The 15,338-nt window shown below is 67.3% G+C and carries 12 protein-coding genes and 1 pseudogene; 5 read left to right on the top strand and 8 right to left on the bottom strand.

Annotated elements, in window-relative coordinates; all coding sequences use genetic code 11:
• Positions 1–43: 43 nt before the first annotated feature.
• The 7 genes from DUGA2_RS28815 to DUGA2_RS28785 all read right to left on the bottom strand — a co-directional run bounded on the left by DUGA2_RS28815 (position 44) and on the right by DUGA2_RS28785 (position 9,223).
• Positions 44–1,423 (bottom strand): HAMP domain-containing sensor histidine kinase, encoded by a 1,380-nt coding sequence (locus DUGA2_RS28815; RefSeq protein WP_070272795.1) that lies wholly within the window; start codon positions 1,421–1,423, stop codon positions 44–46.
• Positions 1,420–2,124 (bottom strand): response regulator transcription factor, encoded by a 705-nt coding sequence (locus DUGA2_RS28810; protein ID WP_008452431.1) that lies wholly within the window; start codon positions 2,122–2,124, stop codon positions 1,420–1,422. Before DUGA2_RS28810 ends, DUGA2_RS28815 begins: the two co-directional genes overlap by 4 nt.
• A gap of 205 nt (positions 2,125–2,329) precedes the next feature.
• Positions 2,330–3,481, bottom strand: coding sequence for a glycosyltransferase family 4 protein (locus DUGA2_RS28805; protein WP_070272794.1), 1,152 nt, complete (start codon positions 3,479–3,481; stop codon positions 2,330–2,332).
• 7 nt (positions 3,482–3,488) lie between these two features.
• A complete protein-coding gene (locus DUGA2_RS28800) occupies positions 3,489–4,661 on the bottom strand; it encodes a glycosyltransferase family 1 protein (protein WP_307171575.1) in 1,173 nt (390 codons plus the stop codon).
• 5 nt (positions 4,662–4,666) lie between these two features.
• The gene (locus DUGA2_RS28795; protein WP_083296522.1) at positions 4,667–5,584 is read right to left on the bottom strand and encodes a GDP-mannose 4,6-dehydratase; all 918 of its coding nucleotides are present in this window, start codon (positions 5,582–5,584) and stop codon (positions 4,667–4,669) included.
• A 10-nt stretch (positions 5,585–5,594) separates the two neighbouring features.
• The gene (gmd, locus tag DUGA2_RS28790; RefSeq protein ID WP_070272793.1) at positions 5,595–6,638 is read right to left on the bottom strand and encodes a GDP-mannose 4,6-dehydratase; all 1,044 of its coding nucleotides are present in this window, start codon (positions 6,636–6,638) and stop codon (positions 5,595–5,597) included.
• Positions 6,639–6,904: 266 nt separating this feature from the next.
• Positions 6,905–9,223, bottom strand: a complete 2,319-nt coding sequence (locus DUGA2_RS28785) for an NADP-dependent malic enzyme (RefSeq protein WP_070272792.1) — start codon at positions 9,221–9,223, stop codon at positions 6,905–6,907.
• Between the two features lie 302 nt (positions 9,224–9,525).
• Between DUGA2_RS28785 and DUGA2_RS28780 the strand changes: the two genes are divergently transcribed.
• The gene (locus tag DUGA2_RS28780) at positions 9,526–9,918 is read left to right on the top strand and encodes a hypothetical protein (protein ID WP_070272791.1); all 393 of its coding nucleotides are present in this window, start codon (positions 9,526–9,528) and stop codon (positions 9,916–9,918) included.
• Positions 9,919–9,922: 4 nt separating this feature from the next.
• Positions 9,923–10,891, top strand: a complete 969-nt coding sequence (thiL, locus tag DUGA2_RS28775) for a thiamine-phosphate kinase (protein ID WP_070272790.1) — start codon at positions 9,923–9,925, stop codon at positions 10,889–10,891.
• Here thiL and DUGA2_RS28770 read toward each other — a convergent pair.
• Entirely contained in the window at positions 10,876–13,482 is a 2,607-nt protein-coding gene (locus DUGA2_RS28770; RefSeq protein WP_070272789.1) for an EAL domain-containing protein, read from the bottom strand. The two genes, thiL and DUGA2_RS28770, sit on opposite strands and share 16 nt — an antisense overlap.
• A 292-nt stretch (positions 13,483–13,774) precedes the next feature.
• On the opposite strand from DUGA2_RS28770, the gene DUGA2_RS28765 reads away from it, so the two are divergent.
• From DUGA2_RS28765 to DUGA2_RS28755, 3 genes and pseudogenes are all read left to right on the top strand, one after another.
• Positions 13,775–14,266 (top strand): CinA family protein, encoded by a 492-nt coding sequence (locus DUGA2_RS28765; RefSeq protein WP_070272841.1) that lies wholly within the window; start codon positions 13,775–13,777, stop codon positions 14,264–14,266.
• A gap of 63 nt (positions 14,267–14,329) precedes the next feature.
• On the top strand, positions 14,330–15,070 hold the full coding sequence (locus tag DUGA2_RS28760) for a hypothetical protein (RefSeq protein WP_070272788.1): 741 nt from the start codon (positions 14,330–14,332) through the stop codon (positions 15,068–15,070).
• A 6-nt stretch (positions 15,071–15,076) separates the two neighbouring features.
• Positions 15,077–15,338, top strand: a pseudogene (locus DUGA2_RS28755) (hypothetical protein); the annotation flags it as partial.

Genomic DNA, 15,338 nt, shown 5'->3' with positions numbered 1-15,338 from the left:
CAGCTTGCGGCGACATTACCGATCGGAAAGCCAATGCGGGCGGCTAGGACTGCGGCGCCAGCGGCAGCAGGATGCGCGCCACCAGCCCCGGCGCGGCGTCCTCCAGCACCAGCTCGCCGCCGTGGGCCAGCGCGGTGGCGCTGACGATGGCCAGGCCCAGGCCGTTGCCCGGCAGGTGGCGGCTGTCGTCCAGGCGGTAGAAGCGCTGCGTCACCTTGCCGCGCTCCTGCTCGGGGATGCCGGGGCCGTTGTCGTGCACCGCGATCGAGGCCAGGCCGCCGTGGTACAGCCCGGCGCGCAGGCGCAGCGACGCGCCCGGTCCGGCGTACTTGATGGCGTTGTCCAGCAGGCTGGCGACGGCGCTGGCCAGCAGGTTGCGGTCGCCGTCCACGTACAGGTGCTCGGGCGCGTCCACCGTCAGCCGCAGGCCGCTGTCCTCGGCGCTGGCCTCGTACATCTCGCCGATGTCGCTGGCGATATGGCCCAGGTCCAGCCGCTCGAACAGGCGGCTGCGCACGCCCGACTCGGCCTCGGCGATCTGCAGCAGGCGTTCGAACAGCCGTATCAGGTCGTCGATGTCCTCGATGGCGTCGCGGGCGGCGGCGGTCAGGCGCGGCACGCTGGCCTCGCGCCGCACCACCTCGTCGAGCCTGCCGCGGATGCGGCCCAGCGGCGTGCGCAGGTCGTGGGCGATGGCGTTCGAGACGTGGCGTATGCCTTCCATCAGCAGTTCGATGCGGTCCAGCATGCGGTTGATGTCGCGCCCCAGCAGCGCGAATTCGTCGTGGCCCGTGACCGGGATGCGCGGGCTGAGGTCGCCCGCCTCGATCTGCGCGGCGGTGCGGCGGATCGCGCTGAGGCGGCGTTCGATCGCGCGCCGGAACAGCAGCGCGCCGCCCACCGTCAGCAGCAGCGAGACGGCGGCGCCGGCCAGCAGCGCGTGCCAGATCACCTCGCGCACCGCTTCCTGCTCGCTGAGGTCGCGGCCGACGATCAGCGCGCCGCCGTCGCCCAGCGGGCGCAGGTAGAGCCGCGCCGGCGTCGGATGGCCCTGGCGCACCACCATCGCGCTCACCAGCCCCGGACCGGTGCCCGGCGACGGCAGGCCCGATTTCGGCCACGCATCCAGGTTGCCCGCCAGCGGCGTGCCGTCGGCCGCCACCAGCTGGAAGATTTCGCGGTCGCTGTCGACGCCGTCGTCCAGCTGGCGCCGCACCTCGGCCAGCAGCACGCCGTGCGGCAAGCCGTTGGCGCGCGCCAGCAGGCGGTCCGACTGCAGCACGATGCGGCCGTCGATATCGCGGTCCAGCACGCCCACGGTGCCGCGGTAGAACACCGCCGACACCAGCACGATGGAGGCCGTGCCCAGCAGGCCGTAGCCCAGCACCAGCTTGGCCGCGATGGACGCGCGCAGCCGGATCAAGCGGCCGGCTCCGCGTCTTCCGGCGGGGTCGGCCCCATGCGGTAGCCGACGCCGCGCAGCGTATGGATCAGCATGACGGGGAAGTCCTTGTCGACCTTGGCGCGCAGGCGGCTGATCTGGACGTCGATGACATTGGTCTGCGGGTCGAAATGGTAGTCCCACACCGATTCGAGCAGCATGGTGCGCGTGACCACCTGGTTGACGTTGCGCATCAGGTACTCCAGCAGCCGGTATTCGCGCGGCTGCAGCGTGATCACCTTGCTGCCGCGCGTCACGCGCAGCGTGCGCAGGTCCAGCCGCAGGTCGGCCACCTGCAGCTGCGAGCTGTCGGCGCCGGGCGCGCTGCGGCGCTGCAGCGCCTCGATGCGGGCCAGCAGTTCGGAAAAGGCGAAGGGTTTGGACAGGTAGTCGTCGGCGCCGCCGCGCAGGCCGCTGACGCGGGCGTCGATGGTGGTCAGCGCGCTGACGATGATGACCGGGGTCTGCTTGCCCAGCGCGCGCAGGCGGTCGACGATGGACAGGCCGTCGACGCGGCCCGGCAGCATGCGGTCGAGCACGATGATGTCCCAGTCGTTGCCGACCGCGAGATCGAGGCCTTCGGGGCCGTTGTCGCAGGCGCTGACCAGGTAGCCCGCCTCGCGCAGCCCCTTGCAGATGTAGTTCGAGGTTTCGGCTTCGTCTTCAATAACCAGGCAGCGCACGCGGATCTCCGGGATTCAGGGGTGGTGGCGGTATTCTACCCTGCTGGACGAGGCGCGGCGGAAGGTGAACTCCCGCCCGGACGACGTCGTTGCGTCGCACAGCGGGTGGCGCCGTCTTGGCGGCGTCATTGTTGAGGACCATCGGCAGGGCGCGGAGTTCGACCGCCATGATAGCCGCGCCCGCCGGCGCCGCCCTTGCGTCAGATCAAACGGTGCGTGGGCGGACGGGCTCGCCGGCCGTGCCCGCGCGGGCCGCCAGCTCGCTGTACAGCGCGTGGTAGTTGCGCGCCATGGTTTCGGCGGTGAACAGTTCCCAGTAGCGCGCCTCGGCGCGGCGGCCCATCTCGGCCGCGCGTTCCGGCTGCTCCCACAGCGCGCGCATGGCCGCGCCCAGCGCCGCCGGATCGTCGGGCGGCACCACCAGGCCGGTCTCCTGGTCGATATTGATGTAGGTGGTGCCGGTGCCGATCTCGCTGGAAATCATCGGCTTGCCGTACATCGCCCCTTCCAGCAGCGAGATGCCGAACGCTTCCGAACGCAGGTGCGAAGGGAACACCATCGCGTAGCTCAGCTCCAGCAGCGCCACCTTGTCCTCCTCTTCCAGCGCGCCGACGAACAGCACATGGGTCAGGCCCAGGCGCCCGGCGTGCGCCTTCAGTTCCTGCTCCTCCGGGCCGCCGCCGACGATCACCACCGGGTAGTCCAGGTTGGCCATGGCGTCGAGCAGGATGTGCAGGCCCTTGTAGTAGCGCAGCACGCCGACGAACAGGAAGAAGCGCTCGCCGCAGCGCGCGCGCCAGCCGTCCTTGCAGGCGGCCGACGGCTGCGGGTAGATCGTCTTGTCCAGGCCGTAGGTGATGGTGCGCGTCTTGTGCTCGAAGCGCTTGAGCACCGGCGACGAGGCCAGGTAGTTGGGCGAGGTGGCGACGATGGTGTCGATGCTGCGCAGGAAGCGGCGCTTGAGCGGGCTGTACACGCGCAGCAGGTTCTTCTGGCGCACGATGTCCGAGTGGTAGGTGACGACGCAGGGCTTGTCGATGCGCGCCATGAAGTGCGCCAGGTCCATGAACGGCCACGGGAAGTGGTAGTGGATCACGTCGGCCTCGCGCGCCAGGCGCGCCAGCTGGCGGATCGCGGCGAACGAAAAACCGGTCGAGGCGACCTCGAAATCGAGCTGCGCGCGGTGCACGGTGTGGCCCTCGAACTCGATGCGGGCCGGGCCCTGGTCGCGCGTCAGCGTCAGCACTTCGTTGGCGACGCCGAGGCGGCCGGTGCCCACGCACAGCTGGCGTATCACCTGCTCGATGCCGCCCCAGCTATCCGGGTAGTAGGTCTTGTAGAAATGGAGGACGCGCATGACTGCTTCAGTGAGAGAGGACGTGGTGGTACACGGCGACGGTACGGCGTGCCGCTTCATCCCATGTCAGTTCGAGCGCGCGGCGGCGGCCGGCGGCGATGCAGCGGTTGCGGGTGGCGTCGTCGCGCGCCAGCGTGGTCATGGCGGCGGTCATTTCCGGCACCGACAGCGGATCGAATTCCAGCGCCGCGCCCTGCGCCACTTCCGGCAGCGAGGTGGCGTTGGAGGTGGCCACCGGCACGCCGCTGGCGAAGGCTTCGACCAGCGGCAGGCCGAAGCCCTCGTGCAGCGACGGGAAGACGAAGGCGCCGGCGCCGGCGTAGATGTGGTGCAGCTGGGCGTCGTCGGTCAGCTTGCTGAGCCACACCACGTTTTCGCCGCGCTGCCCGGCGGCCTTGATCCGGGCCACCAGCTCGTCGCTGAGCCAGCCCGGCGCGCCGACGATCACCAGCTGGCGCGCCGAGCGCAGCACCGGCGGCAAGGCCAGGTAGGCTTCCAGCAGGCGGCCGACGTTCTTGCGCGGCTGCAGCGTGCCGACGAACAGGAAGTAGCCGGGGTGGAGGCCGTGCAGCGCCAGCGTGGCGTCGCGCGCCTCGGCCGACGGCGCATCGAACCATTCGGGGCGCACGCCGTGGTGCACCACGCTGATCTTGCCCTCGTCGACGCCGAAGTGTTCGACCAGCTCGCGGATCGAATAGCGGGAACCGGTGATCACGTGCTGCGCCTTGCGCGCGGCCTTGATCTGCAGCCAGTTCTTCAGGCCGCGCAAGCGCGGCGTGCACCACTCGGGATGGGCGATCGGCACGGCGTCGTGCAGCGTCGCCACCACCGGGCAATCCATGCGCACGATGCGGTAGTCGGTGGCGTGGAACAGGTCCAGCGGCGGCGCCCCGCGGCCCATGACGGCGCTGACGTGCATATGCACCGACGACGGCAGCAGCAGGTCGGCCAGCGTCGCGCCGCGGAACGACAGCGGCAGCGCGCGGCCGACGCTGACGCGGCTGGCGTCGCCGCCGGGGGCGAAGGAAAACGGCAGCACCTCGGCGCCGGCCTGCGGCAGGTGTTCGAGCAGCGCGCGGCTGTACACGCCCAGGCCGTCGAGACGGCCGCCGGTCAGCGCCGTCTCGGCCGTGGTGGTGGACAGGCCCACCCGCACGATGCGGGATGCGGTGTTGTCCATCGCCGTCACGCCGTGTACATCCAGCGCAGCGTGTCGGCCAGCGGCACGGCCGCCGAGGCGCCGATGGCGGCCAGCAGGCGGCGGTTGTCGCCGACCAGGCGCACCACTTCGTTGGCGCGCACGAAGGCCGGGTTGACGTGGACCTTGATCTGGTAGCCGGCGATATCGGCCATCATGTCGAGCGCCTCGCCCAGCGAATAGGCCTGGCCGGAGCAGACGTTGAAGGTCTGGCCGGCGGCGGCCGGGCCGAGCGCCAGCAGGCGGCGGTAGCTGGACGCCACCGTGCGCACGTCGGAAAAGTCGCGCCACACGTGCAGGTTGCCCAGCTCGATGTCGCCGGCCCGGCGGCGGAAGTGGGCGACGATCTTCGGCAGCAGGAAGTTCTCGTGCTGGCCGACGCCGGTGTAGTTGAAGGGGCGGACCATGATCAGCGGCAGCTTGTCCTGCCACAGCCGCGCCATGTATTCCATGGCCAGCTTGCTGACCGCGTAATCGTTGGCCGGCGCGGCCGGCACGTGCTCGCCGATCACGCCGGCGTCGGTGTTGCCGTAGACATTGGCGCTGGAGGCCAGCAGCACGGCCGACGGCTTGTGCTCGGCGGCGGCCAGCGCCTCCAGCAGGTTGCGGGTGCCCGCCACGTTGACGCGGTAGATTTGCTCGACGTCGCCGTGGCCGACGAAGGCGATGGCGGCCAGGTGGGCCACCACGTCCGGCCGCACCTGGGCCACGACGGCGGCCAGGCCGGCGCGGTCGCCCAGGTCGACGGCGAACTGGCGCGGGCCGGGTTCGTGGCCGGGCGTGATGGTGCCGTAGACTTCGTAGCCGGCGGCGCTCAGCTCCTGTTCGACATAGCGTCCGGTGAAGCCGGACAGCCCGGTGATCAGGGCGCGCTTGCCTGCGCCCTCCATGCCCTCGGCAGCCATGGTCGCGTCCTTAGAAGGAGAAGCCGGCTTTGTTGCGGCGCAGGTCGGCCTCGACCATCATCTGGCACAGCTGTTCCAGCGTGGTCTGCGGCTTCCAGCCCAGTTCCTTTTCCGCCTTGGCCGGGTCGCCGATCAGCAGCTCCACCTCGGCCGGACGGTAGAACTTAGGATTGACGCGCACCAGCACCTTGCCGGTTTTCTTGCAGGTGCCGATTTCGTGGTCGGCCGCGCCGCTCCACTCCAGCGCCACGTCGACCGCCTTGAACGCCATGCTGACGAAGTCGCGCACGGTCTCGGTGCGGTTGGTCGCCAGCACATAGGTGTCCGGATGGTCGGCCTGCAGGATGCGCCACATGCCTTCGACGTATTCCTTGGCGTAGCCCCAGTCGCGCTTGGCGTCCAGGTTGCCCAGTTCCAGCACGTCGAGCTGGCCCAGGTGGATCTTGGCCACCGAGTCGGTGATCTTGCGGGTGACGAATTCACGGCCGCGCAGCGGCGACTCGTGGTTGAACAGGATGCCGGAGCAGCCGAAGATGCCATAGGATTCGCGGTAGTTCACGGTCATCCAGTGGGCATACAGCTTGGCCACGCCGTACGGGCTGCGCGGGTAGAACGGCGTGTCTTCCTTTTGCGGCACGGCCTGCACCTTGCCGAACATTTCCGAGGTCGACGCCTGGTAGAAGCGGATCTTCGGATTGACGATGCGGATCGCCTCCAGCAGGTTGACCGGGCCGACGCCGGTGATTTCGGCCGTCGTCACCGGCTGTTCGAAGGAGACGCCGACGAAGCTTTGCGCCGCCAGGTTGTAGACCTCGTCCGGCTGCGCGTTTTGCAGCAGGCGGATGTTGGAGCCCAGGTCGGTCAGATCGTATTCCACCAGCTTCAGATTCGGGTGCGACTGGATGCCGAGTTCCTCGATGCGCCAGAAATTCACCGAGCTCGTGCGGCGATAAGTTCCCGTAACTTCGTAACCTTTTTCCAGCAGCAACTCGGCCAGATAAGCACCGTCCTGGCCGGTAATGCCCGTAATCAGGGCTTTTTTTATTTTATTCATGGTGAATAGCAATCCAAATCATGGGTGACTTTACAGCCCGGTATTGTAACAGAGCGTCCCTGTCGCACTTCTCACCAATTATGTCGATTACATCACTTACATCTTGTTACCATCATCGGCAGTGATGACTCGGCTTAGTTGAGATTGAGGCAATAAAAATGGGGTCAAGTCTGACATTCGGACACGAGCTCTACCGTAACGCGCGTTACGGTAGAGCTCGTGTCCGAATGTCAGACTTGACCCCGGCCTTGCGGCGGCGTGCTACATCAGGCCTTGCGCTGGGCCACCGCGTCGACCACGCACAGCGCGGTCATGTTGACGATGCGGCGCACCGTGGCCGACGGCGTCAGGATGTGCACCGGCTTGGCGCAGCCCAGCAGGATAGGGCCGACCGCGATGCCGTTGCCGGCCGCCGTCTTGACCAGGTTGTAGGCGATGTTGGCGGCGTCGATGTTCGGCATCACCAGCAGGTTGGCGTCGCCGGTCAGCGTGCTGCCCGGCATGATGGAGTTGCGCAGCTTGGAGTCCAGCGCGGTGTCGCCGTGCATTTCGCCGTCCACTTCCAGCGTCGGATCGAGCTGCTTGACCAGCTCCAGCGCGGCGCGCATCTTCTGCGCCGATTCGCTGTTGGACGAGCCGAAGTTCGAGTGCGACAGCAGCGCCGCGCGCGGCGACAGGCCGAAACGGCGCATCTCTTCGGCCGCCATCACGGTGATCGCCGCCAGCTCTTTCGCGTTCGGGTTTTCGTTGACGTGGGTGTCGACCATCACCAGCTGGCGCTCAGGCATGATCAGCACGTTCATCGCCGCGTACACGCAGGCGCCGTCGCGCTTGCCCAGCACCTGGTCGATATAGTGCAGGTGCAGCTGGGTGGTGCCGAAGGTGCCGCAGATCATGCCGTCGGCGTCGCCCTTCTTGATCATCATGGCGCCGATCAGCGAGTGGCGGCGGCGCATTTCCAGCTTGGCGTACTCCTGCGTCACGCCCTTGCGCGCGGTCAGCTCGTAGTAGGCCTGCCAGTATTCGCGGTAGCGCTCGTCGTGGTCGGGGTTGATGACGTTGAAGTCCACGCCCTGCTTCAGGCGCAGGCCGAACTTGGTGATGCGGGTTTCCAGCACGGCCGGACGGCCGACCAGGATGGGACGGGCCAGCTTCTCGTCGACGATCACCTGCACCGCGCGCAGCACGCGCTCTTCCTCGCCCTCGGCGTAGACGATGCGCTTGAGTTCGGCGGCGGTCTTCTTGGCGACCTGGAACAGCGGCTTCATGAAGGTGCCGCTGCGGTAGACGAACTGCTGCAGGCTGTCGGCGTAGGCTTGCAAATCCTTGATAGGACGGGTGGCGACGCCGGAATCCTCGGCCGCCTTGGCCACGGCCGGGGCGATCTTGATCAGCAGGCGAGGATCGAACGGCATCGGGATCAGGTACTCGGGGCCGAACGACAGGCTGCTGAAGCCGTAGGTGGTGGCGACGATGTCCGACTGCTCGGCGTGGGCCAGCTCGGCGATCGCGTGCACCACGGCGATTTCCATTTCGCGCGTGATGGTGGTGGCGCCGCAATCGAGCGCGCCGCGGAAGATGTACGGGAAGCACAGCACGTTGTTGACCTGGTTCGGATAGTCCGAACGGCCGGTGCAGATGATGGCGTCGCCGCGCACGGCCTTGACGTCTTCCGGCAGGATCTCGGGGTTCGGGTTGGCCAGCGCCAGGATCAGCGGATTGGGCGCCATGGCCTTGACCATGTCCTGCTTGAGCACGCCGCCGGCCGACAGGCCGAGGAAGATGTCGGCGTCGCTGATGACTTCGGCCAGCGTGCGGGCCGTGGTGTCGCGGGCGAAGCGTTCCTTGTCCGGGTCCATCAATTCCTGGCGCCCCTTGTAGACCACGCCGGCCAGGTCGGTGACGTAGATGTTTTCCAGCGGGAAGCCGAGGTCGACGATCAGGTCCAGGCAGGCCAGCGCGGCCGCGCCGGCGCCCGACACCACCAGCTTGCAGTTGGCGATATCCTTGCCGACGTACTGGATGCCGTTCATGATGGCGGCGCCGACGATGATGGCGGTGCCGTGCTGGTCGTCGTGGAAGACCGGGATCTTCATGCGCTCGCGCAGCTGGCGCTCGATGTAGAAGCACTCGGGCGCCTTGATGTCTTCCAGGTTGACGCCGCCGAAGGTCGGCTCCAGCGAGGCGATGATGTCGACCAGCTTGTCCGGGTCCATCTCGTTGATCTCGATGTCGAACACGTCGATGCCGGCGAATTTCTTGAACAGCACGCCCTTGCCTTCCATCACAGGCTTGGCGGCCAGCGGGCCGATGTTGCCCAGGCCCAGCACGGCGGTGCCGTTGGTGATGACGGCCACCAGGTTGCCGCGCGCCGTGTATTTGTAGGCGTTGGCCGGATCGATGACGATCTCTTCGCACGGCGCGGCCACGCCCGGCGAGTAGGCCAGCGCCAGGTCGCGCTGGTTGGTCAGTTGCTTGGTCGGCGTGACGCTGATCTTGCCTGGCGTCGGGCACTCGTGGTATTCGAGCGCCGCGAGGCGCAATTGTTGACGAAGTTCTTCTTTTTTATCAGATGACGAATCCATGCTGTGCTGCCTTCCTGTTTGTACTGTCGGAAAGCTTCCGATTTTATCAGACCAATTCTTTCAATTAAGTAGGTATTTTCACCAACAGCTATGACAGATATCAGCATTATTTATGATCTGAGGCAACTCAAACCGAATTTTTGACGCTTTTAGCGGCATTAAACTATCAATAGCTTCAACATAATCAATTTTCCGGTTTTATCACTATTTTGTATCGACCGATGAAATTTGATTGAAAATGCCAATCAACCGGCGGCCGGGCCCAAGTAAGCTCACGCCATCCCCATCTACCGGAGCCAGCCATGTCCACCATGATCAGCAGCGGCGCCACGCTGCCCGCGAGCGGCGACGCCCCCCCTTCCGACGCCTGGGCCTGCCTGCAGGATTGGCAGCGCCACGGCATCCAGCTGAGCTTTGTCTACAGCCGCTCGCTCGGCGGCCTGATGCAGACCGGCCAGGGCAGGCTGGCGCAGCTGGGCGAGCAGGCGCTGACCATCGAAGCGGCCGGCAGCCGTCTGCTCGTGATGCTGGCCGGCGCCCGCTACGAGGCGGGGCCGCAGCTGTTCTTCACGCCCGACCTGCTGGAGCGCTACCAGGTCGCAGGCATCGCGATCCGGCTGGCCAACCACGACTGGCTGTTCCTGTCCGCCGACACCGCGGCGCCCCGCGCGACGCTGCACGCACCGGTACAATAACGCCATGCTCTCAGAATTCGATCTCATCAAGGAATACTTCCAGCGCCCCCGCCACCCTGCCCGCGCCACGCTCGGCATCGGCGACGACTGCGCCCTGCTCACCCCCACGCCCGGCATGCAGACGGCGATCTCGTCCGACATGCTGGTCGAGGGCCGCCACTTCTTCGCCGGCGAGGACGCAGCCCGCCTCGGCCACAAGGCGCTGGCGGTCAACCTGTCCGACCTGGCGGCCATGGGCGCGCGCCCGGTCGGCTTCACCCTGGCGCTGGCGCTGCCGTCGGCCGACCGCGACTGGCTGGCCGGCTTTTCCCAGGGCTTGTTCGCGCTGGCCGACGCCCATGACATCGAGCTGATCGGCGGCGACACCACCAAGGGCCCGCTGACCATCTGCATCACCGTGTTCGGCGAAGTGCGGCCCGGCCGGGCGCTGCGCCGCAGCGGCGCCCGCGCCGGCGACGACATCTGGATCTCCGGCACGCTGGGCGACGCCCGCCTGGCGCTGGCCGGCTACCGCCTCGAACAAACGATGGACGCGGCCAGCCTGCTGGCGGCCGCCGCGCGCCTGCACACGCCGACGCCGCGCGTGGCGCTGGGCATGGCGCTGGCCGAACCGGGCCTGGCCCACGCCGCCATCGACATCTCCGACGGCCTCGTCGGCGATCTCGGCCACATCCTCAAGCTGTCCGGGGTCGGCGCCACGCTGGACCTGGACGCGCTGCCGGCCGGCGCCGTGCTGGCCGCGCGCGACGCCGCCATGCGCCGCGCCTACGCCGCCGCCGGCGGCGACGACTACGAACTGTGCTTCACCGCGCCGGCCTCGGCGCGCGCGGACGTGCTGGCGGCGGCGGCCGGCGCGGCCACGCCCGTCACGCGGGTCGGCACGATAGACGCCGCCCCCGGCCTGCGCCTGGTGGACGCGGCCGGGGCCGCGCTAGCCCTGCAACTGGAAAGCTTCGATCACTTCACTTCCTGAAGCGCGGTGACATCCTCGTCCGGCTGCCCCGCGTGGCGGCCGCTGCCGTGCATCAGCCAGTAGTGGTGGAAGGCCAGGCGGATGTTGTCGCGCAGCTGGGTGTCGTCCCACGGCTTGGTGTAGAAGCGGTAGATGGCGCCGCGGTTGATCGAATCGAGCACCGCGTCCAGCCCCGTGTAGCCGGACAGGATGATGCGTATCGTCTCCGGATACATTTCCTTGACCTTGCTGAGGAACTCGGTGCCGCTCATGCCCGGCATGCGCTGGTCGCAGACGATCACCTGCACCGCATGCAGCGCCAGCATCTCGAAGGCTTCGCCCGGCGTGGCCGCGGCCAGGATCTGGTAGCCGTCGCGGCGGAACAGCCGGTGCAGCGAGGACAGCACGTTGACGTCGTCGTCGACGATCAGCAGCGTCTGCGCCGGCTTGCCGGGATGGGCGGCGTCCGGCGGCAGGCCGCGGCCCGAGGCCAGCAGGTCGGCCAGGTCCGCCGGCGCCACCGGGCGGCTGAAGTAATAGCCCTGGATTTCATCGCAGCGGCTGCGCCGCAGGTACTCGAGCTGCGCGCGCGTCTCCACCCCTTCGGCGATCACCCGCAGCTTCAGGCTGTGCGCCATGCTGATGATGGCCTGGGCGATGGCGGCGTCGTTGGGGTTGGTGGTGATGTCGCGCACGAAGGCGATGTCGATCTTCAGCTTGTCGATCGGGAAGCGCTGCAGATAGGCCAGCGAGGAATAGCCGGTGCCGAAATCGTCGATCGCCACCTTGATGCCGATCGCCTTCAGGTTGCTCAGCACGCTGATGGTGCGCTCGGTGTTGGACATCAGCGCGGTCTCGGTCAACTCCAGCTCCAGCAGCTCGGCCGGGACGTCGTGGCGCAGCAGCGCGCTGCGCACGGTCAGTTCCAGGTCGCCCTCGACGAACTGGCGGCTGGCGACGTTGACCGCGATCCGCACCGGACCGACATCGCTGCGCAGCCAGGCGCCGATCTGGCGGCAGGCGGCATCGATGATCCAGGCGCCGACCCGCACGATCAGGCCGGTATCCTCCAGCACCGGCACGAACTCGGCCGGATAGACCAGGCCGAAGCCGGGCCGCTGCCAGCGCAGCAGCGCCTCGGCGCCGGCCACCTCCCCGCTGAGCAGGTTGACCTTGGGCTGGTAGTACAGCAGCAGTTCGTTGTTGTCCAGCGCGCGCCGCAGCGCCAGCTCCATGTCCAGCCGCGCCAGCACCTGCACGTTCATGCCGGCGGTGAAGAAGCGGTAGCCGTCGCGCCCGGCCTGCTTGGCGCGCTCCATCGCGGTGTCGGCGTACTTGACCAGCGTGTGCGGATCGGTGGCGTCTTCCGGATACATGGCGATGCCGATGCTGGCGCTGAGCACGGCCTGGTGGCCGTCCAGGTCGAACGGCAGGCGCAGCGCCTCGCGCACCTCGTTGGCCACGTGCACCGCGTCCTGCTGGTCGCGCGTCATGGTCAGGATCAGCGCGAACTCGTCGCCGCCCATGCGGCCGACGGTGTCGCGGATGCGCACGCACTGCACCAGCCGGTTGCTGAACTGGCGCAGCAGCTCGTCGCCCAGCGCCGCGCCCAGCGAATCGTTGATGTTCTTGAAGCGGTCCAGCGCGATGAACAGCACCACGATGCGCCAGGACTTGTCCTGCGCCAGCGCGATGGCGTCGCCCAGGGTCTGGAAGAACAGCGTGCGGTTGGGCAGGCCGGTCAGGCTGTCGTAGTGGGCCATGTGCTGCAGCAGTTCCTCGGACTGGCGGCGCTCGCTGATGTCGCGCGCCACGCCCAGCAGCACGGTCGGCTGGCCGGGGCGCTGCAGCAGCTGCCAGTAGAGCTCCACCGGCACCGCGATCAGGTCGCGCCGCATCAGGTCCTGTTCGAGCAGCTCGGGCGCGCGCGTCGGGCCGATGGCGGCGGCGTAGGCGGCCAGCCGCTCGGCCTGGTCGCGCAGCGCCGGCGGCGCACCGAGGCCGATGCGGCTGGCGCTCTGGCCCAGCATCTCGCCGCGCGGATAGCCCAGCATGCGGCAGGCGCCGTCGTTGACGTCGACCACGTCGGCGCTGTCGGCGTCGAGCAGGAAGATGGCGTCGGCGGTGGCGTCCATCGCGCTGCGGAAGCGCTGCAGCTCGGCGGTGCGCTCGCGCACGGTCTGCTCCAGGCGCGCGTTGTAGTCGCGCGTTTCGCGGTGCAGCAGGCGCACCTCCAGCATGTTGCGGATGCGTGTCAGCACCTCGACCGGGTCGAAGGGCTTGCTGACGAAATCGCGCGCGCCCATGTCCAGCGCCTGGATCTTGTGGTCGGGCTGGGCGGTGACGACCAGCACCGGCAGCCAGGCGTCGGCCTCCAGCGGCTTGAGCGCCTCCATGACCTCGAAGCCGGTCATATTGGGCATCTGCATGTCGAGGATGATCAGGTCGTACTGGTGCTCGGCGTGCCAGCCGGCCACCACGCGCGGGTCGGTGGTGGCGCTGACGGCCGTGTAGCCGGTGGAACGCAGCAGGTACTCCAGCAGTTCCACGTTCACCGGCTGATCGTCGACGATCAGGATGCGGGCGCTGAAAATGTCGGTCTGGCTGATCATAGGATGGGCCTCCGTGTGGTCCCCGATGAGCCGGCGTTGTGGCCGGTTCGGACCGCGTCCCTTTCTTGTGCAAGCTTAACAGCTCGCGCAATCGGCGGCGCACGCCTGCGGTGTCTGGGCAGGGGCGTCCGGTCTTTCTTTTCGAGTGTACGCAAGTTCAAATCGGCGGTCTAATGTTTTTATGGACTATTGCGATTCTAGCAAAACATTTTGTACACTACTGGCATCGATTGCGAACTGCATGGTACAGTGGAAGCCAGCCCGCAGATTGCCGCAACAGAAGGAGCGTTTCATGAATTCGAACAGCGACACCATCCTCGACCTGGCCGCGCAAGTCGGCAAATCCCTGCAAGCCAAAGGCCTGATACTGGCCACCGCCGAGTCGTGCACCGGCGGCGGCGTGGCCCAGGCCATCACTGAAATCGCCGGTTCGACCGCCTGGTTCGACTGCGGCTTCATCACCTATTCCAATGCCTCCAAGACGGAGATGCTGGACGTGTCGGCCGCGCTGATCGCGCAGATGGGCAGCGTGTCCGAGGAAGTGGCGGCCGCCATGGCGACGGGCGCGCTCGGCGCCAGCAACGCCCACCTGGCGCTGTCGACCACCGGCATCGCCGGCCCCACCGGCGCCGTGCCCGGCAAGCCGGTCGGCACGGTCTGCTTCGGCTGGGCCAACGGCGACACCGTGCACACCGAACGGCTGGTGTTGGCCGGCGACCGCAAGGCCGTGCGCGAGCAGACCGTCATCCACGCCTTGCAGGGTTTGCTCCGCTTCATCGACTAGGCGGTTGCCATCCCGCCGCAAAACAATTACTCTCGACGCATTCAAGCGATTCAGGAGTAATTGATGCAAAACTCGGTACATTTTATTCTCCAAGGTAAGGGCGGCATCGGCAAGACGCTGGTCTCCACCATCCTGGCGCAGTGGATCGCGGCCAAGGACGCGGTGGAAAACCAGCAGCCGCTGCGCTGCTACGACACCGACCAGGAGAACGCGACCTTCTCGCGCTACAAGGCGATGGACGTCAAGCATGTGCCGGTGATGACCGACAGCCGCACCATCGATCCCAAGCGCTTCGACGCGCTGATGATCGATATCCTGGAAGAGGACGGCAACTGCGTCATCGACAATGGCGCCAACACCTTCTCGCCGCTGATGGGCTACCTGATCGAGAACGATTGCTTCTCGCTGCTGCAGGAATCGGGCCGCAAGGTCTACATCCACACCATCGTCGGCGGCGGCGACACGCTGCACGACACCGCCATGGGCTTCGTCTCGACCGCCAAGTCGACCAATGTGCCGCTGGTGCTGTGGGAGAACGAGCACTTCGGCCTGTTGCAATCGGCGTCCGGCAAGCAGTTCACCGAATCGCAGACCTATGCCGACAATTCGGCGCGCGTGAAGGGCCGCATCGTGCTGTCGGCGCGCAACGCCGACACCTTCGGCGCCGACATCAAGAAAATGAACACCGCGCGCCTGACCGCCAACGAGGTCAAGGAAAGCGACAAGTTCAACCTGATGGAAAAACAACGCATCAAGGTGGTGTTCCGCGATTTGTTCGAGCAACTCGACAAAGTGGAGTGGTAAGCCGCCATGGATCAGCACAAGCTGCGCAGCCTGGTGTTTGAAAAAACCGGCGTCCGCATCGACGTCGACGACCCCGTGTTCGCGCTGGTGGCGCTGAACGAGGCGGTGCTGGCCGAGACGGTCGAGCGCCACATCGCCCTGATCGACGCCGCCTCGCAGGAACTGGTGCAGCACGCCAGGTCGGCCGTCGGACTGGGCGCGCAGCACGACGGCGCGCGCAAACCGCTGGCGCTGGACGCCACCAACGAGCCGGCCGCCGTCGCGGCGG

It is taken from the genome of Duganella sp. HH101, assembly GCF_001758795.1.
Lineage (GTDB): Bacteria > Pseudomonadota > Gammaproteobacteria > Burkholderiales > Burkholderiaceae_D > Rugamonas > Rugamonas rivuli.
The sequence above is the reverse complement of the archived record's forward strand: the minus strand, read 5'-3'. Positions and strand labels throughout refer to the sequence as shown.

Excerpts from the sequence above, each read along its gene's own strand:
- DUGA2_RS28805 (WP_070272794.1), bottom strand. The coding sequence starts at position 3,481 with ATGCGCGTCCTCCATTTCTACAAGACCTACTACCCGGATAGCTGGGGC.
- DUGA2_RS28800 (WP_307171575.1), bottom strand. The coding sequence starts at position 4,661 with ATGGACAACACCGCATCCCGCATCGTGCGGGTGGGCCTGTCCACCACC.
- DUGA2_RS28795 (WP_083296522.1), bottom strand. The coding sequence starts at position 5,584 with ATGGCTGCCGAGGGCATGGAGGGCGCAGGCAAGCGCGCCCTGATCACC.
- gmd (WP_070272793.1), bottom strand. The coding sequence starts at position 6,638 with ATGAATAAAATAAAAAAAGCCCTGATTACGGGCATTACCGGCCAGGAC.
- DUGA2_RS28785 (WP_070272792.1), bottom strand. The coding sequence starts at position 9,223 with ATGGATTCGTCATCTGATAAAAAAGAAGAACTTCGTCAACAATTGCGC.
- DUGA2_RS28780 (WP_070272791.1), top strand. The coding sequence starts at position 9,526 with ATGTCCACCATGATCAGCAGCGGCGCCACGCTGCCCGCGAGCGGCGAC.
- thiL (WP_070272790.1), top strand. The coding sequence starts at position 9,923 with ATGCTCTCAGAATTCGATCTCATCAAGGAATACTTCCAGCGCCCCCGC.
- DUGA2_RS28770 (WP_070272789.1), bottom strand. The coding sequence starts at position 13,482 with ATGATCAGCCAGACCGACATTTTCAGCGCCCGCATCCTGATCGTCGAC.
- DUGA2_RS28765 (WP_070272841.1), top strand. The coding sequence starts at position 13,775 with ATGAATTCGAACAGCGACACCATCCTCGACCTGGCCGCGCAAGTCGGC.
- DUGA2_RS28760 (WP_070272788.1), top strand. The coding sequence starts at position 14,330 with ATGCAAAACTCGGTACATTTTATTCTCCAAGGTAAGGGCGGCATCGGC.